Source organism: Actinopolymorpha pittospori (assembly GCF_014873875.1).
Taxonomy (GTDB): Bacteria; Actinomycetota; Actinomycetes; order Propionibacteriales; family Actinopolymorphaceae; genus Actinopolymorpha; species Actinopolymorpha pittospori.
Map to the genome: position 1 here is coordinate 3,612,063 of NZ_JADBEM010000001.1, position 21,564 is coordinate 3,633,626.

The 21,564-nt window shown below is 70.9% G+C and carries 18 protein-coding genes and 1 pseudogene; 14 read left to right on the top strand and 5 right to left on the bottom strand.

What is annotated here, in order from left to right:
* The first annotated feature begins 365 nt into the window (after window positions 1-365).
* Entirely contained in the window at window positions 366-2,396 is a 2,031-nt protein-coding gene (ftsH, locus tag HEB94_RS17155) for an ATP-dependent zinc metalloprotease FtsH (protein WP_192750829.1), read from the top strand.
* A 5-nt stretch (window positions 2,397-2,401) separates the two neighbouring features.
* Window positions 2,402-3,001, top strand: a complete 600-nt coding sequence (folE, locus tag HEB94_RS17160) for a GTP cyclohydrolase I FolE (protein WP_202897227.1) — start codon at window positions 2,402-2,404, stop codon at window positions 2,999-3,001.
* Between the two features lie 150 nt (window positions 3,002-3,151).
* On the opposite strand, the gene HEB94_RS17165 is transcribed toward folE, so the two are convergent.
* Both HEB94_RS17165 and HEB94_RS54600 read right to left on the bottom strand, forming a co-directional pair.
* A complete protein-coding gene (locus HEB94_RS17165) occupies window positions 3,152-3,415 on the bottom strand; it encodes a DUF2795 domain-containing protein (RefSeq protein WP_192750831.1) in 264 nt (87 codons plus the stop codon).
* Between the two features lie 73 nt (window positions 3,416-3,488).
* Window positions 3,489-5,076, bottom strand: a pseudogene (locus tag HEB94_RS54600) (alpha/beta hydrolase).
* Between HEB94_RS54600 and folP the strand changes: the two are divergent.
* The 5 genes from folP to HEB94_RS17195 all read left to right on the top strand — a co-directional run bounded on the left by folP (window position 4,999) and on the right by HEB94_RS17195 (window position 8,637).
* Window positions 4,999-5,817, top strand: coding sequence for a dihydropteroate synthase (gene folP / locus HEB94_RS17175; protein ID WP_192756500.1), 819 nt, complete (start codon window positions 4,999-5,001; stop codon window positions 5,815-5,817). The pseudogene HEB94_RS54600 and the gene folP sit on opposite strands and share 78 nt — an antisense overlap.
* A 116-nt stretch (window positions 5,818-5,933) precedes the next feature.
* Entirely contained in the window at window positions 5,934-6,296 is a 363-nt protein-coding gene (folB, locus tag HEB94_RS17180; protein ID WP_337917742.1) for a dihydroneopterin aldolase, read from the top strand.
* Window positions 6,293-6,859: a 2-amino-4-hydroxy-6-hydroxymethyldihydropteridine diphosphokinase gene (gene folK / locus HEB94_RS17185; RefSeq protein WP_192750833.1), complete on the top strand. Its 567-nt coding sequence runs from the start codon at window positions 6,293-6,295 to the stop codon at window positions 6,857-6,859. The genes folB and folK overlap by 4 nt, the downstream gene beginning before the upstream one ends.
* A 5-nt stretch (window positions 6,860-6,864) precedes the next feature.
* Window positions 6,865-7,353, top strand: coding sequence for a DUF3180 family protein (locus HEB94_RS17190; protein ID WP_192750834.1), 489 nt, complete (start codon window positions 6,865-6,867; stop codon window positions 7,351-7,353).
* Between the two features lie 174 nt (window positions 7,354-7,527).
* Window positions 7,528-8,637 carry a phage holin family protein gene (locus tag HEB94_RS17195; protein WP_192750835.1) on the top strand — a complete coding sequence of 370 codons (1,110 nt, stop codon included), beginning with the start codon at window positions 7,528-7,530 and terminating at the stop codon, window positions 8,635-8,637.
* A 100-nt stretch (window positions 8,638-8,737) separates the two neighbouring features.
* Here HEB94_RS17195 and HEB94_RS17200 read toward each other — a convergent pair whose 3' ends face one another.
* Both HEB94_RS17200 and HEB94_RS17205 read right to left on the bottom strand, forming a co-directional pair.
* Complete coding sequence (locus tag HEB94_RS17200; protein WP_192750836.1) at window positions 8,738-10,486, bottom strand: amidohydrolase; 1,749 nt, start codon at window positions 10,484-10,486, stop codon at window positions 8,738-8,740.
* A gap of 237 nt (window positions 10,487-10,723) precedes the next feature.
* Window positions 10,724-11,932, bottom strand: coding sequence for an NADH-quinone oxidoreductase subunit D (locus HEB94_RS17205; protein ID WP_337917743.1), 1,209 nt, complete (start codon window positions 11,930-11,932; stop codon window positions 10,724-10,726).
* A 38-nt stretch (window positions 11,933-11,970) separates the two neighbouring features.
* Between HEB94_RS17205 and HEB94_RS17210 the strand changes: the two genes are divergently transcribed.
* Both HEB94_RS17210 and HEB94_RS17215 read left to right on the top strand, forming a co-directional pair.
* Window positions 11,971-12,465, top strand: coding sequence for a PH domain-containing protein (locus HEB94_RS17210; protein WP_238361551.1), 495 nt, complete (start codon window positions 11,971-11,973; stop codon window positions 12,463-12,465).
* Between the two features lie 5 nt (window positions 12,466-12,470).
* On the top strand, window positions 12,471-14,132 hold the full coding sequence (locus HEB94_RS17215; protein WP_192750838.1) for a PH domain-containing protein: 1,662 nt from the start codon (window positions 12,471-12,473) through the stop codon (window positions 14,130-14,132).
* Here HEB94_RS17215 and HEB94_RS17220 read toward each other — a convergent pair.
* A complete protein-coding gene (locus HEB94_RS17220; protein WP_192750839.1) occupies window positions 14,063-15,091 on the bottom strand; it encodes an SAM-dependent methyltransferase in 1,029 nt (342 codons plus the stop codon). The two genes, HEB94_RS17215 and HEB94_RS17220, sit on opposite strands and share 70 nt — an antisense overlap.
* 193 nt (window positions 15,092-15,284) lie before the next feature.
* On the opposite strand from HEB94_RS17220, the gene HEB94_RS54605 reads away from it, so the two are divergent.
* From HEB94_RS54605 to HEB94_RS17245, 5 genes are all read left to right on the top strand, one after another.
* Window positions 15,285-15,938, top strand: a complete 654-nt coding sequence (locus tag HEB94_RS54605; RefSeq protein WP_420481532.1) for a Clp protease N-terminal domain-containing protein — start codon at window positions 15,285-15,287, stop codon at window positions 15,936-15,938.
* Between the two features lie 148 nt (window positions 15,939-16,086).
* A complete protein-coding gene (locus HEB94_RS53560) occupies window positions 16,087-17,307 on the top strand; it encodes a DUF7134 domain-containing protein (RefSeq protein ID WP_202896393.1) in 1,221 nt (406 codons plus the stop codon).
* Complete coding sequence (locus HEB94_RS17235; RefSeq protein ID WP_337917744.1) at window positions 17,308-17,979, top strand: response regulator transcription factor; 672 nt, start codon at window positions 17,308-17,310, stop codon at window positions 17,977-17,979. It abuts the gene before it with no gap.
* 277 nt (window positions 17,980-18,256) lie between these two features.
* Window positions 18,257-19,009: an ABC transporter ATP-binding protein gene (locus HEB94_RS17240; RefSeq protein ID WP_192750841.1), complete on the top strand. Its 753-nt coding sequence runs from the start codon at window positions 18,257-18,259 to the stop codon at window positions 19,007-19,009.
* Between the two features lie 3 nt (window positions 19,010-19,012).
* Window positions 19,013-21,532: an ABC transporter permease gene (locus HEB94_RS17245; RefSeq protein ID WP_192750842.1), complete on the top strand. Its 2,520-nt coding sequence runs from the start codon at window positions 19,013-19,015 to the stop codon at window positions 21,530-21,532.
* The last annotated feature ends 32 nt before the right edge of the window (window positions 21,533-21,564 follow it).

The following is a 21,564-nucleotide window of genomic DNA, read 5'->3' on the forward strand; positions in this document are numbered from 1 at the left end:
GCGGCACTTCGGACCCAGGCGCACCGTTGTCGCTTTGGTGGCCCTTCCGATCAGCTGTTTTGTCCCACCCGGACGGCCACTGACGGCATCGATTACAGGGTTTTTGGGGGAGGTGCGGTGGTGTTGCCGCCCCCGGCCGGGAACACTCGGCCTGACCTGCAACGTTGCGGTGTTGAGAAAGGTTAGCCAGAGTACGCCGCTGGTGTGTCGGCCCGAGGGCCGGTGTACGGTCGTACTCTCCTCACCTCGTGGGGCGGGAGCGGTGCGATCACCGTTCGCGGGACTGTTGTTCTGGTGCGCTGCAGCGCCGACCCGGCGATGCGGGGTTGATGAGCAGGAGGGACGGGGCCGCAAGCCCCGGGAGTATGGACGTCAAGCGATTCTTCCGCGGGCCGATCTTCTGGATCGCCGTACTCATTATCGCGATCCTGCTTGTCGGCGACCTCGCGACACGGTCGGGTGGCTTCAAGCCGGAGGACACCTACAAGGTCGTCGACCAGATCCGGGACAACAAGGTCGCCTCGGCTGTGATCGTCGGTGGGACCGACCAGGAGATCCGGATCACCACCAAGGACGGACAGAAGTACAGCGCCGCCTGGGTGAACGGTCAGGACCTCGAGCTCCAGCGGCTGCTGCAGCAGAAGTCCGACGGCAACCAACTGCCCGACGGCTACAACGTGGAGATCGCGCAGCCGAGCCTCTTCGGGTCGCTGATCTCGACTCTGTTGCCGTTCATCCTCATCGCCCTACTGTTCCTCTTCCTTATGAACCAGTTCCAGGGCGGCGGTAGCCGCGTGATGAACTTCGGCAAGTCCAAGGCCAAGCTCATCAGTAAGGACACCCCGAAGTCGACGTTCGCCGACGTCGCCGGATGCGACGAGGCGATCGAGGAACTCGGCGAGATCAAGGAGTTCCTGCAGGAGCCGGCGAAGTTCCAGGCCGTCGGCGCCAAGATCCCGAAGGGTGTCCTGCTCTACGGCCCGCCCGGTACCGGCAAGACCCTGCTCGCGAGGGCGGTGGCCGGTGAGGCCGGTGTGCCCTTCTACTCCATCTCCGGTTCGGACTTCGTCGAGATGTTCGTCGGTGTGGGTGCGTCCCGGGTCCGTGACCTGTTCGAGCAGGCCAAGGCCAACGCCCCGGCGATCGTGTTCATCGACGAGATCGACGCGGTGGGTCGCCACCGCGGTGCCGGTCTCGGTGGTGGTCACGACGAGCGTGAGCAGACCCTGAACCAGCTGCTGGTCGAGATGGACGGCTTCGACGTCCGCGGCGGTGTCATCCTGATCGCCGCGACCAACCGTCCCGACATCCTCGACCCCGCCCTGCTGCGCCCCGGCCGCTTCGACCGCCAGATCAGCGTCGAGGCCCCCGACCTGATCGGCCGGCACAAGATCCTCCAGGTGCACGCCCGGGGCAAGCCGGTCGAGCCGGAGGTCGACCTGCTCGCCGTCGCCCGCCGTACCCCCGGGTTCAGCGGTGCCGACCTGGCCAACGTCCTCAACGAGGCGGCGCTGCTCACCGCGCGACAGAACAAGAAGCTGGTCGACGACGACGCTCTCGACGAGGCGATCGACCGGGTCATCGCCGGTCCGCAGAAGCGCACCCGCCTGATGAGCGACAAGGAAAAGAAGATCACGGCCTACCACGAGGGCGGGCACGCTCTGGTGGCGGCGGCGCTGCCGGGCACCGACCCCGTTCACAAGGTCACGATCCTGCCTCGCGGACGCGCCCTCGGTTACACGATGGTGCTCCCCGACGAGGACAAGTACTCCACCACGCGCTCGGAGATGCTCGACAAGCTCGCCTACATGATGGGTGGCCGCGCCGCCGAGGAACTCGTGTTCCACGACCCGACGACCGGCGCCGCCAACGACATCGAGAAGGCGAGTGGCCTCGCCCGGGCGATGGTCACGCAGTACGGCATGACCGAGCGCCTCGGTGCGATCCGCTTCGGCGAGAACAACGGCGAGCCGTTCCTCGGCCGCGACCTCGGACACCAGCGCAACTACTCCGAAGAGGTCGCCGCGCTGGTCGACGAGGAGGTCCGCCGGCTGGTCGACAACGCCCACCAGGAGGCGTTCGACATCCTGGTCGAGAACCGGGACGTTCTCGACAACCTCGTCCTCGAACTCTTCGAGCACGAGACCCTCGACAAGGAGGGCGTCGAGCGCGTCTTCACCCACATCCGGCGGCGCCCGATTCGGCCGGCCTGGACGGGTTCGCCGACGCGCCGGCCGTCCGACATCCCGCCGGTGGACGCGCCGAAGGTGCTCTCGCCCAACGGCAGCCAGCCCGAGGGCGGCCTGGTGATCGCCCCGGCACCCGAGGGGGAGCCGGACGTCCAGGAAGGGCGCTCCCAGGGAGGCACCACGGAGGGTGGGCCGCAGCCGTCGTGAGTACCTTGGCCGAGTCGCACGACGCAACTGATCTGCCGCCGTTCGACCATGGTCGAGCTGAGCGCGCGATCCGTGAACTCCTGTACGCCGTTGGCGAGGACCCGGACCGGGAGGGTCTGAAGGACACCCCGGCTCGGGTGGCTCGCGCCTACGCCGAGATGTTCGCCGGGCTGCGGATGACGCCGGAGTCGGTGCTCACCACGACCTTCGACCTCGGTCACGACGAGATGGTGCTGGTCAAGGACATCGAGGTCTGGTCGGTCTGCGAACACCACCTCGTACCGTTCACGGGCAGCGCGCACATCGGCTACATCCCCAACGACGAAGGACAGATCACCGGGCTTTCGAAGCTCGCCCGACTGGTCGACGTCTTCGCCAAGCGCCCCCAGGTGCAGGAGCGCCTCACCAGCCAGATCGCGGACTCGATGGTGGAGATCCTCAAGCCGCGCGGCGTGATCGTCGTGATCGAGTGCGAGCACCTCTGCATGACCATGCGAGGTGTCCGCAAGCCGGGTGCGAAGACCGTGACGTCCGCGGTGCGGGGTCAGCTTCGCGACTCCCCGACTACCCGCGCCGAGGCCATGTCCCTCATCATCGGCGGGTAGTAGCGACGCACCCGCACCACGTCGCCCCCAGCATTCGTGCTGGGGGCTTTGTTGTCGCCATACCTGGGACAGCGCTTCCCCGGTGGACACAGCGTCTCGGCGGCGCCCCGAGGTGGGACGCCGCCGAAACGTCGTACGGGAGGATTCCGGTCAGAGACCGACCGGGACGTGTGGCATGTGCACCCAGAGCTGACGCTGGTGAATGTAGTGCCGGTCCGGCAGCTGCTCCAGCAGGGAGACGAGCTCGAGTCGAGCCCCCTGTGCTTGCGCGGCCTTCACGAGTTCCCCACGGGAGGCGGGGCCGACGGCGAAGGCGTCGTCGAGGACTTCGAGGATTTCGACTCTGGTGACGGGCTCAGGCGACGCGACAACGACCGCAGGGGCAACGGCGATGTCGGCGATGGCGGGGCTCATGACGCTCCTTTCGAAGAACCGGCGGACTGTCCGCCGGCCTGTCCGAGCTGTGTGACCCATCCCTCACCCACGGTCAACGTACCAAACCTCCGGACGCTACGGGCAGATCCAGCGAAATCAGTGCAATGCGTCGAGCAACATGGGGAGTGAACGGTGGAGTTCGCGTTGCCAGTAAGGCCAGCTGTGTGTTCCGGGGCCGTAGAAGTGGATCTCCAGGTGCCGGGCGCCGGCGGCGCGCAACCGGTCCGCGAGAAGCCGATTCTCCGACTCCAGCAGGGTTTCCAGCTCGCTCGTGCTTCCCGCCGGGTTGGTCCAGCGGCCCGGTCTGTCCGTTGCCGCTGGAGAGGTAGAGGGGCGTGTGGCGCAGCGCGCGGGCCAGGTCGACGGGGTTGTGCGCGGCCCAGATGGAGGCCTGGCCGGTCGGATCGCCCCACAGGGCAAGCGGGTCAGGCACGTATCCCTGGACCAGCCCGAGCACGAAGTCGGTCGCGCCCGGTGTGTGGAGGGTGGCGACCACACCGCTGTACGACGCGGCGGCCCGGAAGAGGCCCGGATGCCTTCCGGCGTAGGACAAAGCGCCGAATCCGCCCATCGACAGACCGGCGACCACGCGGCGCGCCGGCGCCGTAGTCGCGTTCGAGGATCCGGCGGACCTCGGTGAGGTGAAACTCCTCCCAGGCAGGCGATCCACCCGTCCCGGCGTTCCACCAGTCGCTGTAGAAGCCGACGTCGCCCGCCTCCGGCATGACCACGAGGACGTCCCGGAGTTCGGTGATCGAGGCGACGTCGGTGAGGCTCGTCCAACTGGTGTAGTCGCCACAACATCCGTGCAGCAGGAAGAGGACCGGCCAGTGCTGGCCGGGACGTCGCTGCTCCCAGCCGTCGGGGGTCAGGAGCCGGACCTTCGCGGGCCCGCCCAGTGCCGGCGAGGCGATCGTGAGATCCAACTGGCGTGGGGCGATCCACTCCTCCTCGATCACCCGGGCGCCCCCGCTCACCGGGCGGTGCGCGTCGAGAGCGACCGCCGGGCCGGATATCGGCCCGGTCCCGGTCGCCGCGCCCGTCGTCGCCCGCGCCGGTTGGGCACCGGCTGACAGCAGCGCGAGGACGAGGAGGAAGGTGGACAGAACTACGGCGATGAAAGGCTTGTCGGTGCGAGGCTCTACGATCGCCGGGCGGGCGAGACCGGGCGGAGTCGCGGGTCTGGTGGCGACGGTGATGGCGCGAGAGAAGGCCATGGCTGAACTCCCGATCGACGGCGTGGCTGGTGTCGCGCTGAAGGTCGTGGTGCGGCGAGGGCGCGTCAAGGCCCGGCACCGACGTTGGCCACCACGCGACCACCGGGTGGGTGACGGTCCGGCGAACGCCGGCGAGACGACAGGCGGCCGAGAAAACGCCGCACGGACAACAGCGGCTGGACGACCGCCAGCCAGACCAACGGAAGCGGGCCAACTGGTGGCCGACACGAACGACGGATGGACGGACGGGGGACGGATGGACGCGAAGCGAGGGGGGCCCTGCGGGTGAGCGGCGTGCCCACGAAGTACGTCGCGGGCCTGCCCCAACCCGGCCGCGCGCTGGTGATGGGCGTGCTCAACGTCACCCCCGACTCCTTCTCCGACGGCGGCCAGTGGCTCGAACCCGACCGGGCGATCTCCCATGGACTCGAGCTCCTCGCCGAAGGCGCCGACCTCCTCGACGTCGGCGGGGAGTCCACCCGCCCGGGGGCGGCGCGCCCTTCGGAGGAAGAGGAACTCCGGCGCGTCCTGCCGGTCGTCCGCGCCCTGGCCGGTGCCGGCGCCCTGGTCTCCGTCGACACGATGCGCTCGCGGGTCGCCCGGGAGGCGCTCGACGCTGGAGCGGTCATGGTCAACGACGTGTCCGGCGGGCTTGCCGATCCGGCGATGCTGCCGTTCGTCGGCGCGGCCGAGGTGCCCTACATCTGCATGCACTGGCGCGGCCATTCCCAGCAGATGCAGGGACGCGCGGTCTACGACGACGTGGTGGCCGCCGTGGTCGCCGAGCTCGGCCAGCGGATCGAGGCCGCCCACGCCGCCGGGATCAGCCCGGACCGGTTGGTGATCGATCCGGGGCTCGGGTTCGCGAAGACCGGTGAGCACAACTGGGATCTGCTCAGCGCTCTCGACCAGCTGACCGAGCTCGGCCAGCCGGTCCTGGTCGCCGCGTCCCGCAAGAGCTTCCTCGGCAGGCTGCTCGCCGACCCCGACACCGGGGAGCAACGGCGCACGGTCGACCGGGACGACGCCAGTGCCGCGGTCGCCGTGCTGGCCGCCAGCGCGGGCGCCTGGTGCGTCCGGGCGCACGCCGTCCGGCCAACCCTGGACGGTGTCAAGGTCGCGGCGGCATGGGGGGCGGCGGCAGATGCGCGGGCCCGAGGGTGATTTCCCTCACCGGAGCAGGCGGAGGGGTCGAAACAAACCGGGACCTCGGGTTGTCGTTATGGCAGGGACCGCCGGTACTGTCAGGCGAGGGATATTTCGACCGGGAGGAGGACATAGTGTCTGATCTGATCGCCCTTCGGGGGCTCCGGGTATTCGGTCACCACGGTGTCCACCCGGAAGAGCGTGCCAACGGGCAGACCTTCGTGGTCGACGTCGTCCTCGGTGTCGACACCAGGGAGGCCGCGCGTTCGGACGACCTTTCGCAGACGGTTGACTACTCGCTGCTCGCGGCGCAGGTCACCGACGCGGTAAGCAAAGAACCAGCTGATCTCATCGAGACGGTGGCCGAGCGTGTCGCCGACCTGTGCCTCGATCATCCTCGCGTCGAACAGGTCGAGGTCACTCTTCACAAGCCCGAGGCGCCGGTCGGGCTTCCGCTCGATGACGTCGCCGTGACCATTCACCGGAGCCGTACGTGAACGAGACACCCAACCCGCACATCATCGACGCTGACACGTTGACCGGCGGTCTCCGACCGATCCGGCGGGTCGTGGTGGCGCTCGGTAGCAACCTTGGTGACCGGATGGCCAACCTGCAGGGCGCTCTGAACGCGGTGGCGGACACTCCTGACGTGGAGATCGTTGGTGTCTCGCCGGTCTATGAGAGCGCGCCCGTCGGTGCGCCGGAAGGCTCTCCCGACTTCCTGAACGCGGTCGTCGTGGTCGACTCGACGCTGCACGCGCGCACCCTGCTCGAGCGCGCGCTCGCGATCGAGGACGCGTTCGGCCGGGTCCGGACCGAGCCGGGCGGTCCCCGCACCCTTGACGTCGACCTGGTTGTCGTCGGTGACAAGGTGATCGACGAGGAGGACTTCGTGCTTCCGCACCCGCGCGCGCACGAGCGTGTCTTCGTGGTCGTGCCCTGGGCATCGGTCGACGCCGACGGCGAGATCCCCGGCCTGGGTCGGGTCGGCGACCTGGCCCACAGTCTCGACACCACCACGATCACACGCGTGGACGGTCTCGAACTCAGGCTCGAGTGAGCCCGGTGCGCACGACCCGACCCGGCGTCCTCGTCGTTCTCCTCGTCCTCGGCGGGGCCCTCGGCTGGAGCGGTGTGGCAGTGCTCCAGGCGATGGGACGCTCGGTGGGGCGAGCGCCCTGGTCGGCCGCGGGCGGGTTGGCGTTCTTCGCCGCGCTGCTGCTGCTCGGCGCGTGGTACATGTACGACCGGATCCACCGCAAGCACCGTCCGGTCGACGGGCTGACCGCCGTACGCCTGCTCGCCCTGGCCAAGGCCAGCGCGCTCGTCGGAGCCCTGGTGGCGGGTGTCTACGTCGGCCTCACGATCCGCTACCTCCCAGACGCCGGCATCCCCGACATCCGCGAGCGGGTCATCCGGGCGGCGGTGACGGTGCTGGCCGCGGTCGCCGTCACCGTGGGCGCGCTGTTGTTGGAGCGTGCCTGCAAGGTGCCGCGCGGACCCGACGACGAGCACGAGAACGACGCCTCCCGCGACAACGGCGAGCGGCGCTGAGACCAGCCGCGCGCACCCCACGTGTGCCATTGAACGCGGAACGTGACCACCGTCTCGCGGTGATGCGTACCTTCAGTGGCCACTTCGTGTCGATCACGCGACCGAACGTGTGCGACACTCTGGAAAGTTGGGGATGTCTGGCGCAATTGCGGAAACCCACCGTAGCCTCTGCGCATGACACGTAGCGGGGACCACCGAATCCGTCATCTGGCCCGATGGGTGGCGACACCCGTCCTGCTTCTGGCCACGGCACTGGTGGTGTTCGCCGTCTATCACGCGACCGTGAGCGTCCTGACCGGTGCGGCCATCGCCGCCCTCGTCGCGGGCATCATCGCGGTCGTTGTCTTCGACATCGAGCTCATCCGGAGCCGCCGCGCCCATGGCGCCGACCGGGTGGCGCAGGCGCGTTCGTACGCGGCGATGTACGCCGCCCACGTCCGCGTGATGGCGGAGGGCTTCGCCCTCGCCCAGAACCGCGCCCGGCAGGCCGAGGAGGAGCAGGCCAGGGAGCGCGCGGCCGAGCCCGTCAGCGAGGCCGCGGTCGTAGCGGTCCCGGCGCTGGTCGCGGCAGGGGTGCCGGCAGCGCGCGACGGCGAGAGCCAGCGCGATGCCAACTCCCACCAGGTCGAGTGGGACTCCCTGAGCTCGGCGGCCGAGCAGCTCTCGCTCGACGAGCCTGGCGACGGGGCCGAGACCACCGTCGAGGCGACGGAGGAGAAGGTCGACCAGAAGGCCGCGGAGGTGGCCTCCGACCAGACGTCTGAGGACGCGAAGGCCGCAGAGACCGAGCAGCGCCCCGAGGAGGGGCGGCACGCGGCGGTGGTCGCCGAGGACAGCGAGAAGCAGCCGGTCGCGGCGCACGCCGAAGCCGCTGAGGAGAAGGTCACCGACGCGAAGCCGGCAGAGGTGGAGTCGTCCGACGTCACGATCGACGCGGAGGCCACCACCGAGTCCGCCGCCGACGCCGAGTCCGACACCGAGTCCGACACCGCGAAGGTGTCCGCCGAGGTCGCGGAGCCCGCCGAGGTCGTGGCGGAGCGGGCCGACGCTGAGCAGCGTGAGACGGCGGAGACGGCCGTACCGCTGCTGGCTGCGCGGGCGACCACCGAGGCCGGCAAGGAGACGCCGGAGCTCTGGGACAGCCTGCGCGACGCGCCCACGGTCGTGAACATGATGGCCTGGGAGGTACGCGCCCGACTGGCCGCCGACGAGGAGCGCGACGCCGAGCAGGCCTCGGAGTCCAAGCAGGGCAAGGGCGACGAGGAGGCCTCGGCCACCGCGTAAGGGGTGGCCTCTCCGCCAGCCCCTCCGGGGGTGGCGCGTGGAACCTGGAGACCGACGGCCGGACCGGCAGCAACGCCGGTCCGGCCCTTTCGCGTCCCGGTCAGGTCTGCGGGGCGAGCTCGGGCCCGAGCGAGGAGAACTTCTCCTGCGAGACCATCCGCCTGGGTGGCCAGGTGATGTTGGCCGGTGGCCAACTCTGCCGGGTCTGCCGCAGGAACCACGTCGGCGGCTCGTACATCGGCGGCTCGAAGTTCTTCGGCAGCGAGGTCTGCCACTGGACGCCCTTGGTGCGTTCGGCGAACTCCTCCTTGAGTTCGGCGAGCCGCTCGGGCTGGGTGAGGAGGTCCAGCGCGGTCGCGGCCAGGTAGCGGGACGCCATCAGCAGCGCGCTGTGACCCATCGGCGCCGACGCACTCGCGGCCACCGCCCAGTTGTGGGACTTGCAACCGATCGGGGAGACGGCGGTGCCGAGGCTCACCGTCGGCACCTGCCAGCTGATGTCGGCCACGTCGGTGGAGCCACCGCCGAGGAACATCCGCTCAGGGGCACGCAGGTCGGAGATCGTGGTCGCCTGGCCCACCTCGGGCAGGCCGAGCGAGCGCTGGATCTGCTTGGCGAGCTTCTGGTCGTCGTCGGTGAAGACGGGCGGACCGATCTGGACCATGTTCTCGTGCAGCAGTTCGGCGGCCGACCGCGACGGGAGCCGGTTCCAGCAGGCCGCGGTGATCCGGTACCGCATCGTGGTCTGGCTGGCCGTGGCGGCGGCCTGTGCGCAGGCGACCACCTTGTCGAAGAGCGCCTTGACGCGGGCTGGACTGCCCTCGCGGACGTAATAGGAGATCTCCGCGATCTCGGGGGTCACGTTGGGGGCGTCGCCGCCGTTATTGATGACGTAGTGCAGCCGGCCGGACGGCGCGATGTTCTCCTCGCGAAGGAACTCGGTCATGGTGGCGAGCATGATGACGCCGTCGAGGGCGCTCTTGTTGCCGAGCGGGGTGCCGCCGTGCCCGGAGACGCCGAGGAAGGTGAACGTCACGGCGGTCAGCGCGGAGTTGGTTCCCCAGCTCGTGGAGTTGCCCATGCCGGGGTGCCAGTCGATCATCGCGTCCAGCCCGTCGTAGACGCCCTGCGCGACGGCGTAGGCCTTGCCGATGAGCTGTTCCTCCGCCGTCGAGCCGTAGAACTTCACCGTTCCGTCCAGCCCACCCTGGCGCAGGGCGGTCGAGACGGCGACGGCGGCGCCAGCGGCCGCGGAGCCGAGCGCACAGTGGCCGCACCCGTGTCCGGGGCCGTAGCTCGGCGCGAACGGGTCGTTGACGTACTCCAGCGGGTCGTGGACGCCGACGCCGCGCTTCTGGGAGAGGCCGGGGAGGGCGTCGTACTCACCGCTGAACCCGATCACCGGTTTGCCGTTGCCGTGGCTCGCGGTTGCCACGAAGGCGGTCGGGAAGCCCGCGGCGCCCCACTCGACGTGGAATCCGTTCCGGCGTAGGAACTCCGCCTCGGCGATGGAGGAGTGCCACTCCCGCAGGGAGAGTTCGGCGTGTTCCCAGATCTCGTCGTTCAGGGCGGTGATCTGCCGCTCGTGGCCGTCGATCCAGTCCAGCGCGGTGTCCTTGGCCGCCGAGTCCTTCGCCAGGCCGGTGCGCGGCTGGTAGCCCTCGGGTACGGCGGCGTGCGGCGTGGTCGCGGCCGCGTGGGCGGGATCGGCGGCGAGCCCCGGCACCGTCGCACCGCCGGCACCGGCCGCGCCGAGCAGCGCCATCACCTGCCGGCGGCTGAGGTCCGGGGCGTTCCCGGCGAGCAGGTCGGCATGGTCGTGATCGTGGGTGTGGTCGAGGTCGCACATGCGGCGGCACCTCCGGCGGGAGCGGGACAAACGGCCCGCAGGCGCGGGCCGCGTGACCCGACGCTAGGCACGAGCACGCGAGAGGGTCAACGGATTGTCATCGGCCGGGTTCGGACAGTGAGGCGACGGTAATGTCGCCGTGACACCGGGCGGTCGGACTGCACAGCGACGTCACGACGAGGCGACGCCGAGATCTCCCGACCCGCTACTCGTCGAGGTCGCTCCCTGCAGAGGTCGCTACTTGTCGATGTCGCCGACGACGAAGAACAGCGATCCGAGGATCGCCACCAGATCGGCGACCACGCAGCCGGGCACGAGTTCGGGGAGCACCGCGATGTTGTTGAACGACGCCGACCGCAGCTTCAGCCGCCACGGCGTCTTCTCGCCGCGAGAGACGAGGTAGTAGCCGTTGAGGCCGAGCGGGCTCTCCGTCCAGGCGTAGGTCTGGCCCTCCGGCGCCTTCAGGATCTTCGGCAACCGGACGTTGATCGGGCCGGCTGGCAGCGACCGGAGGCGCTCCAGGCAGGCTTCGGCCAGGTCGAGGGAGACGTGGACCTGCTCCCGGAGTACGTCGAAGCGGGCGAAACTGTCGCCCTCGGTCCGGGTCACCACCCGGCCGGGACCGCCCGGACCGAAGAGTTCGCCGTAGCCGAGGTATGGCTCGTCCCGGCGCAAGTCGAGGTTGACGCCGCTGGCGCGCGCGATCGGGCCGGAGATGCCGTACGCGTGTACGAGTTCGGGGGAGAGGACACCGACCCCGCGGGTCCGGGCCCGGAAGATCTCGTTGCCGAAGATGAGGTCCTCGAGTTCGGGCAGCCGGCGGCGGACGGCGTCGATGGCCGCGCTGACCCGGTCGAGCCATCCCGCCGGGAGGTCCTCCTTCAACCCGCCCACCCGGTTGAACATGTAGTGCATGCGGCCGCCGGAGACCTCCTCCATCACCTGCTGCAGCGTCTCGCGCTCGCGGAAGGCGTAGAAGATCGGCGTGATCGCGCCGACCTCGAGGGGATAGCTGCCGAGGAACATCAGGTGGTTGAGGACGCGGTTGAGTTCGGCGAGGAGCGTCCGCGCCCACACCGCTCGGACCGGTACCTCGATCCCGGTCATCCGCTCGACCGCGAGGACGACGCCGAGTTCGTTGGCGAACGCCGACAGCCAGTCGTGCCGGTTGGCGAGCATGATGATCTGGCGGTAGTCGCGGACCTCGAACAGCTTCTCCGCGCCTCGGTGCATGTAACCGACGACCGGCTCACAGGTGATGATCCGCTCGCCGTCCAGGGTGATCCGCAGCCGCAGGACGCCGTGCGTGGCGGGATGCTGCGGGCCGATGTTGAGGATCATGTCCTCGGTGGCGAGTTCCCCGCCGCCGCCGCGCTCGTAGGATCCCGGACTCCCGGCCAGGCCCGCGGCGCCGGCGCCGAGGCTCACGATCCGTTCCGTCGTCACATTGACCATGCTTGCACGGACTGGTGCGGATAACCTCCATGGCTATGGACAGGCTGTTCGCGCCACCTGCTGAGCGTTGGCAAGCGGTGTCCCCCCGACTGTGCTCGCTGCGGCGCGCACTCCTCACCTTCTGGCTCGGTCTGCTCGGCCTGGGTGGTGCGATCGTGGCCGGTGTCGTCGGCATGTGGTGGCTCGGCGCGGTGATCATCGTGGTCGCGGCGGCGGTCTACGCGTTCGGCTGGTGGCTGATCGGCCGCAACTGGCGTTCGTGGGGCTACGCCGAGCGCGGCGACGACCTGCTCGTGACCCACGGCGTGCTGTTCCGCACGCTGGTCGTCGTGCCCTACGGCCGGATGCAGTTCGTGGACGTGACCGCCGGTCCGGCCGAGCGGAAGTTCGGGATCGCGAAGGTTCAGCTGCACACGGCCACCCCGGCGACCGACGCCGAGATCCCCGGCCTGACCCCTGACGAGGCCGAGAGTCTGCGGGACCGGCTGGCAGCGCTCGGCGAGGCCAGGGCCGCGGGGCTGTGACCGGGATGGCGGAGCCTCCGTCGGCCGCGGCGTTCGGTCCCGACCCCGCGGCCGATGCCGGTCGGCCGATGGAGGCCGCGAACGCCGTCAGCCCGACGCACGCCGTCGAAGGTAGCGGGATGGACGGCCCTGAGGACCCGGACGGCGTTACGGGCAGGGATCGCGCCGCGGGCGATGGCGTCGCCGGCGTGAACGGTGTCGATGACGCCGACGGCACCGAGCTGCGCCGGCTGCATCCGGCGACCCCGGTCCTCAACGGCTGGAAGTACTTCGCCCTCGCGGTCGCGGTGGTCGGCCAGGACGCCGTACGCGATCTGGACTTTCGTCTCTTCGGCCTGCAGGTGCTGGCCGCGGTGATCCTCGGCGTCGTGTTCGGCTCCTTCTCCTGGTGGTTCACGAAGTACCGCATCGAGGGGGAGGAGCTGCGGATCGAGAGCGGCTTCCTCTTCCGCCGTTCGCGCCGGATCCGGATCGACCGGCTGCAGGCCGTCGACATCGTCCGGCCGGTGCTGGCGCGCTTCCTCGGGGTGGCCGAGCTGCGGCTGGAGGTCGCCGGCGGTGGCAGGACCGAGGCGCCGCTCGCCTACCTCAACGAACCAGGCGCGCAGCGACTGCGGGCGGAGTTGCTGGCCCGCGCCGCCGGGCTCGCCGCGGACACGCCGGAAGCTCCCGAACGCCGGCTGGTCGCCGTCCCTCCTGGTGTGCTCCTCGCGTCGACCGTGGTGAGTGCGCCGTTCCTCACCGCCGTACTCGGCTTCGCGGTCGTGGGAGTGGCCGCGATCATCGCGCGGGAGATCGTCGGCCTGGCGTTCCTGCTCCCCTGGGCGGTGGGTGGCCTCAGCGTGGTCTGGCGGCAGTTCATCGGCGAGTTCGGTTTCACCGTCAGCGAGTCGCCCGACGGTCTCCGGATCCGTAAAGGTCTCCTTGACACCTGGTCGCAGACCGTGCCGCCCGGCCGGGTGCAGGGCGTCGAGATCGAACAGCAGTTCCTCTGGCGGCCCAAGGGCTGGGTGAAGCTCTCCGTCGACGTCGCGGGATACGGCGCCAAGGGTGCGGAGGGCCAGACCTCCTCGACGCTGTTGCCGGTCGCGCCCTGGCCGGTGGCCCGGGCCCTGCTCGAACGCGTGCTCCCCGGCGTCGACGTCGACGGCGTGGTCCGGGTACCGGCACCGCGCCAGGCCCGCTGGCTTCGCCCGATCGGCTGGCGCTTCCTCCGGCACGGCGTCGACGAGCAGGTGTTCGTGACCGACGCCGGCTGGCTGACCCGGCGTACCTCCGTCGTCCCCCACGTCAAGATGCAGAGCATCCGGGTCACGCAGGGGCCACTGCAACGCCGGCTCGACCTCGCCACGGTGCATGTCGACACCCCGGTCGGCCCGGTGAACGCCGTCGCCATGCACCGCGACCCCGCTGTCGCGCGGGAACTGTCGGAGTCGCAGCCGGAGCGCTCCCGGCAGGCCCGTCTGGTGGCCGCCCCGGAGCGCTGGATGCAGGTACGCGCGCGCGAACGGTCCGACGTGCCAGCTCAGCTAGGTCAGCCGGCGGATCAGCCAGATCGGCCCGCGGACCAGCCGGATCCGCCGGCGGATCGGCCGGCTCAGCCCGGCGGGACCGCCGGCGGCGTCGACGGTGCGCACGCGGGGGAGCCGGGCCTACCCAACACCTGACGTACGTCGACCCCCCTGCCCTGCGCGAGCCACCAGAAGTCGCCGAGCCCACCACGGGCGACGAGTTCGGAGGTCTCGCCGGCCTGGGACAACGCGCTGAGGTAGGCCGCCGGATCCGAACTGGCCAGCGTCAGTGGGGGCCGGGCGGGGTTCAGGCCGAGTTCCATCAGCGCCTCGCGCTGGGTGGTGAGCAGGCTCGAGTCGGCGCCGGCGGTCGCGCCCGCCCGGTCCACCGCGTCGATCGCGACGTGGGCCGTGATGTCGCAGGACCGGTCGGGCAGCGGCGCGACGAGCCGGCCCGAGCGGTAGCCGGTCAGGGTGCCCAGCGCCGGCCGCTCGGCGCTCAGGTGGCCGTAGTCGATGGCGAGGGCGATGCCGTGCCGCAACCGGCGTACGACGGCCGCCCAGGCCCGGTCACGGGGCAGGCCGATCTCGGCGCGGCTACCAGGCGGGGACCCGCGCAGCGGCCACCAGCGGTCCAGCCAGTCCGCGTCGGAGCCGCTCACCCGCTCGCCGAGGCGCTCCTGGCCGGTCGTCACGTCGACCTCGACCAGCCGTGGAACCCGGTCGGCGTCGACCTCGGCAACGTCGAGCGGTACGTCGTCCAGCCACTCGTTCGCGATCACCAGGGCGGTGATCTCCTCCGGCAGCGTGTGGGTCCAGCCCACGGACGCGGGGAGGTCCGGTGGCCGGTCGGCCACCTCGACCCCGACCAGGGCGAGTGAGGGATCGAGATCGTGCAGCGCGTGGAGGAGTTCGCCGCGACCGGCGCCCACGTCGACGATGGTGTCGAGCCGCGCGGCCCGGGCGAGCCGCTGGAGCGCACCGGAGAACGCGCGGGAGACGTGCACGGAGGTACGGAAGTGTGCCGAGGGTGCCTGGGTCCGGAAGAAGCCCTCGACGCCGTACAGCGCGTCCTCCGTGGCCACCCGCCAGGTACGCCAGTTCCGGTCCCCCATGCGGGTGACCCTATGTGGCCGGGCCGGCGGGCAGCCCGGCAATGGTGCGATCCGCTTGCACTCGCGCACCGGTCACCCGCACCCTGGACGCCTGGGGGCCGGCTGTCTGCTCGGCACCAGGTCTCGACAAACCCCGCGCACCGGACACTCGTCCAGGCTCGAGCGGGTCAGGCCGACGACGGTCCAGGAGGCGGTGGCGTTGTTCGAACGGTTCACGGACGGGGCCCGGCGAGTGGTGGTGCTCGCCCAGGAGGAGGCCCGACAGCTCGGCCACAACTACATCGGCACCGAGCACCTGCTGCTCGGCCTGATGCACGAGGGGAGTGGCGAGGCCGCCCGGGCGCTGGCCGGCGCGGGTCTCACCCTCGACGGCGTACGCGAGCAGGTTCTGGCGTTGGCTCCCGTCCCCGAGAGGCCCAAGCCATCCGGCCACATCCCCTTCACCCCGCCGGCCAAGACGGTGATGGAGCTCGCGCTCCGGGAGGCGCTCCGGCTCCGGCACCGCTACCTCGGCACCGAGCATCTGCTGCTCGGTCTCCTGCAGGAGGGCGACGGCGTCGCCGTCGTGGCGTTGCGTGAGCTTGGCGTCGATCCCGTCGAGCTTCGGCGCGCGGTCCTCGCCGAGCTGGGGGAGCGACCTGGACAGACCCCTCCAGCAGGGGAACATCCGGGCGAACATACCCCGGCCGAATCTCGCACCCAGGTGCTGGCCGAGATGCGGGCGACGTTCGACGACAACGAGCGGTTGCGCGGCGAGGTGGCCCGGCTGCGCGCGCTGCTCCTGCGGCACGACATCGATCCGGACGAGGACGCGGAGCAGGGCCAGAGCGGTTCCGGGCCCGCCTGAGCCCTGTCCGAGGCTTGCCTGAGCCTGCCTGACTGCTCGAGCGGCGGGTCCGGCGGCGCTCGCTGCTCCGCCCAGGGTCGCGCCCGGACGGTCGCGGTCCTACCTACGGTGGACGTCGGCTACCGGGGCGGCACGTACTCTCGGCTTCGTGCTCGGCTCGATCTACGACTGGCCGCGCCGTCGGCCGTACGTCGTGGACGGCATCCTGACGGCGTTCCTCGGCCTGTCCACCGTCCCCACCGGGTTCGCCACCGACGGCGTGGTCGGCGGCCTGCTCAGTGTGGGGATGATCGCGCCGCTGTTCTGGCGTCGGAGCAGACCTGCCCGCACCTACGCCGTGGTCGCGCTGTCGTGTTTCGCCGAGGTGCTCTTCCTCGAGAAGCCGATGACGGCGAACGTCGGGTACCTCTTCATCCTCTACTCGGTCAGCGCCTACGCCCGCCAGAACTCCGTGCGCTACACCGCGCTCGGTGTGGGGGTGATCGGCTCCTTCCTCGGCCCGCTGGACTGGGGCATTCTCCAGACCTCGGACGACGCGGCGGACGTGCTGCTGCCCGGCACCGCACTCGCCATCCTGGTGGCGTTCATCTGGACGTTCGGTGACCTGATGCGCACCCGCCGGGCCTACGTCGGTCAGCTCGAGGAGCGGGCCCGTCGGCTCGAGTTCGAGCGTGATCAGCAGGCCCGGCTGGCGAGGTCGGCCGAGCGCGCCCGGATCGCCCGCGAGCTGCACGACGTCATCGCCCACTCGCTCTCGGTGGTGGTCGCCCAGGCCGACGGGGGCCTGTACGCGGGGGAGAAGAACGCCGACGCGGCCCGAACCGCGCTCGCCACCATCGGCCAGACCAGCCGGCAGGCGCTCTCGGAGATGCGCCGCCTGCTCGGCGTCCTGCGCACGGAGGGCGAACCCGACCCCGGTCCACCCGAGGGTGCGGCTCCCGACCGCGCGCCGCAGCCGAGCCTGGCCCAGCTCCCGGACCTGATCGCCCAGGTACGCGCGAGCGGGCTGCCCATCGACGTGCGGGTCACCGGCGACGAGCGGCCGCTCGCGGGCGGCACCGAACTCGCGGCGTACCGCATCGTCCAGGAGGCGTTGACGAACACGCTCAAGCACGGTGGGCCACAGGCCGCCGCGGCGGTGCGGCTGGACTACGCCCGGGACACGCTGAACATCCACGTCCTCGACAATGGGCGCGGGCTGTCCGCGCACAGCGACGGCCAGGGACACGGGATCCACGGCATGCAGGAACGCATCGCTGTCTACGGTGGTGTCCTGCGGGCCGGTCCCCGCAACGGCGGCGGGTTCGAAGTGGTGGCGCAGCTGCCGCTCAGCGCCGAGGAGCGCCGACGTGGCGCGAAGAGGGAGTGAGTGCGGGTGAAGATCCGGGTCTTCCTGGTCGACGACCAGGTCCTCGTCCGAGCGGGTTTCACGATGGTGGTCGACTCCCAGCCCGACATGGAGGTCGTGGGCGAGGCCGGCAACGGTGGGGAGGCCCTCGAGAAGCTCGCCGCGGTCAAGACCGACGTCGTCCTCATGGACGTCCGGATGCCACGGCTGGACGGCGTTGAGGCGACCCGTCAGCTGCGCGCCCGCGGTGGGGACTCACCGCGCGTCATCGTCCTCACGACCTTCGACCTCGACGAGTACGCCTTCTCCGCGCTCAAGGCAGGAGCATCCGGCTTCCTGCTCAAGGACGCACCCCCGACCGACCTGCTCTCCGCCATCCGCGCGGTTCACTCCGGCGATGCCGTGGTCGCGCCCAGCACCACCCGCCGGCTGCTCGAACGCTTCGGGCCCCACCTCCCCGACGGCCAGGCCGCCGACGACAAGCGGGTGGCCGGGCTCACCGACCGCGAGCGGGAGGTCCTGCTCGAGGTGGCACGCGGGTTGTCGAACATCGAGATCGGCGCCCGGCTGTTCCTCGCCGAGGCGACCGTGAAGACCCACGTCGGCCGGATCCTCGCCAAGCTCGGTCTGCGCGACCGGGTGCAGCTGGTGGTCTTCGCCTACGAGAACGGCCTGGTCCGCGCCGGTCGCTGAGCGCTGCCCACGAAGCGCTGCCCACTGAGCGGGTCCCCACTGAGCGGGTCCCCACTGAGCGGGTCCCCACTGAGCGGGTCCTCCGCGTACCGCATCCCCTCCGGCATCTCCCCTACGCCTGAGGTCGCACTCCTCCTCCTCACGCCGTACACCAGATCACGCCTTCGCGGTGGACGCCCACGAGGCACCCCGAAACCTAGGCTCGGTCCCGCGCTTCGACACCGAGCCGCCCCGCGTGTCCGTGGCAGTCGCGGACCACCCTTCGGAGGAGTTCACCATGCAAGCCGCAGATTCCGCGGTTGGCGTCCAACCAGCCGTCAGCGCCGTCGACCTGGTCAAGGTCTACGGCAGCGGGCAGACCGCAGTCCGCGCCCTGGACGGCGTCACGATCGGGCTGGACGCCGGTCGCTTCACGGCGATCATGGGCCCGTCCGGCTCGGGGAAGTCGACTCTCATGCACTGCCTCGCCGGGCTCGACACCGCGACCTCGGGGACGGTCTCCATCGGCGGCACCGACCTGACCAAGCTGTCCGACCGGCAGCTCACCGTGCTGCGTCGGGAGCGGGTGGGCTTCGTGTTCCAGGCGTTCAACCTGATGCCCACCCTCACCGCCGAACAGAACATCCTGCTGCCGTTGGAACTCGCCGGCACCACACCCGACCGGGCATGGGTGAAGTCGCTCGTCGACGTCCTCGGGTTGGCCGACCGGCTCCGGCACCGGCCCTCGGAGCTCTCCGGTGGCCAGCAGCAGCGGGTCGCGGTCGCGCGTGCCCTGGTCTCCCGCCCGGACGTGGTCTTCGCCGACGAGCCGACCGGAAACCTCGACTCCCGTACCGGTGCCGAGGTGCTGTCGTTCCTCCGGCAGTCGGTACGCGAGCTGGGCCAGACCATCGTGATGGTCACCCACGACCCGGTGGCCGCGTCGTACGCCGACCGGGTGGTCCTGGTCGCCGACGGCCGGTTGGTGAGCGAGCTCGAGGATCCGACGCCGGACACCGTGATCGACGCGATGCGCAAGCTGGGGGCCTGACCGATGCGTCGGATGATTCTCGCGGCGCTCCGCGGCCACGCCGGGCGCTACGTCGCGGGCGGGCTCGCGATCATGCTCGGCGTCGCCTTCGTCGCCACCGCCCTGATGGTCACGAACTCCGCCAGTGCGGCGATGCAGGAGTCCGTCGCCGCGCAGTACTCGCGGGCCGACCTCGTCCTCACCGGTCAGGATGAGCCTCTGACTCCGGCGTTCCTCGGCAAGGTGTCCGACATCGACGGGGTGGGCTCCGCCGCCGGCGTGGTTCTGGGCACCCTCAGGGCGACCTACCCCGGCGCCGCGCACCAGTCGAACGTGCAGATGACGGGCCTGCCCGCCGACCCCGCGCTGCGGTGGCAGCAGGTGTCCGAAGGTCGGCTGCCGGAGCGGGTGAACGAGGTCGCCGTCCCGGAGAGCCTCGCCGCCGACAAGCACCTGCGGCTGGGCTCGGTCCTGACGCTGCACCTGACCCAGGACCAGGGCCGGGACCAGAACCGGGACCAGCCCCGAGACCAGCCCCTCCGCGTCGTCGGCACCGTCACCGGCGGTTCGTTCGTCGACGGCATGTCGGTGGTCGTCACCGACCAGGCCATGCGGACCTGGTACACCGACCTCACCTACTCCGAACTGCTCGTCAAGGCGGCGTCCGGCGTCGATCCGACCGAACTACGGGGGCGGGTCGCCACGGACGTGGCCGGGGCGGCGAAGGTCTACACGCGCGACGAGCGGGTCAAGGAGGCGGTGACGTCCCTGACCGGCGGCGTCGACGTGTACGGCGCCTTCCTGCTCGGATTCGCGGCGATCGCGGTGTTCGTCGCCACCCTGGTCGTGGCCAACACGTTCACGATCCTGCTGGCGCAGCGCACCAGGGAGCTGGCGCTGTTGCGCTGCATCGGTGCGGTCCGCGGCCAGGTGTTCGGGTCGGTGATCGTGGAGTCCCTGCTGCTCGGTCTCGTCGCGTCGCTGGCCGGGATCGGTGTCGGAGTGGGCCTGGCCACGATCGCGATGGAGTTGCTCAGCCGGTCCTCGCTCGGGCTGCCGCCGGGCGGCCTGCGGCTGACGCCGACGGGGGTCGCGGTGCCGCTCGCGGTCGGCGTCCTCACCACCGTGGTGGCGGCGCTCGTACCGGCCCGACGGGCGACGAGGGTGTCCCCGTTGGCCGCGCTGCGTCCAGACCTCGCGCCGGCGCCCCGGTCCCGGGCCGGGGTGCTTCGCGCGGTGCTGGCCGCGGTGTGCTTCCTGGGCGGCGTGGCGGCACTGGTGGCCGCCCCGCGGGCGGGAGACCTCATGCCGGCGCTGCTGGTCGGCGTGGGCGGGGGGCTGTTGTCGTTCCTGGGCATCCTGTTCGGCGCGCCGATCCTGGTGCCCGCGTTGGTCCGCCTGCTCGGCGGCATCTCCGGTCGGCTGGGCGGAGTGCCGGGCCGGCTCGCGGTCGGGAACGCCGTTCGCAACCCTCGGCGTACGGCGGCGACGTCCGCGGCCCTGCTGGTCGGCGTCACGCTGATCTCGATGATGACCGTCGGCGCGGCCTCGGTTCAGGGAACGCTCCACCAGACCCTGGACACGCAGTACCCGCTCGACCTGGCCGTCGACGGCGGCAGCACGGCGCTCCCGGACGGGCTGGTCAGCGACGTCGAGAAGATCGACGGGCTCGAGGGCTCCCTGACCGTCACCAGCGCCGGTGTTCGGGCCGGCAGCTCGGGCGAGGGGTCTGAGACCTACGCCTCGGCGGTCGATCCGGCGGCGGTGCGGAAGGTGTTCCGCGATCCGGCCGGCATCGACGGACTCGCGCCCGGCACGGCGATCCTCGGCCCGTCGACAGCGGGCCAGCTGGGTGTCCAGGACGGTGGCAGCCTGCGCCTACGCGGCGCGGACGGGCCCGGCATCGACGTGCACGTACGCGTCGTCTCCAACCCCAACACCCCGCAGCTGCTCCTGGCGAGCGCCGATCTCGCCCGGATCGCTCCGAAGGCACCGGTGACCGGCGTCTGGGCGAAGGTCGCTGAGGGAGCCGACGGCACCAGGGTCGCGGTGGCGGCCCAGGAGCTCGTCGGGGACAACGACCAGGTGTCACTGCAGGGGGCCGCCGTTGAGCGGGAGCTCTACGACCGGGTGCTGGACATCCTGCTGCTGATCGCCACCGCCCTGCTCGCGGTCGCCGTACTGATCGCGCTCGTCGGCGTGGGCAACACGCTCAGCCTGTCGGTGATCGAACGGACGCGGGAGCAGGCGCTGTTGCGCGCGCTCGGACTGACCCGCGGGCAACTGCGGGCCATGCTCGCCAGCGAGGCCGTACTGATCGCGGCGGCGGCGGTGGTCGCGGGCGCGGCGCTGGGGATCGGGTACGGCTGGGCGGGCGCCCAGATCCTGCTGGGCACGGTGGCGGGCGACGTGAGCCTCGCCATCCCCTGGGACCGGCTGGTCCTGGTCGCCGTGATCGCGGTCGCGGCCGGACTCGCGGCATCGGTCCTCCCGGCCCGCCGCGCGGTGAAGGTGGCGCCGGCGGCGGCGCTCGGCGACCAGTGAGCTCTGCCTGAAGCGGCGCGGGCCCGGAGAGA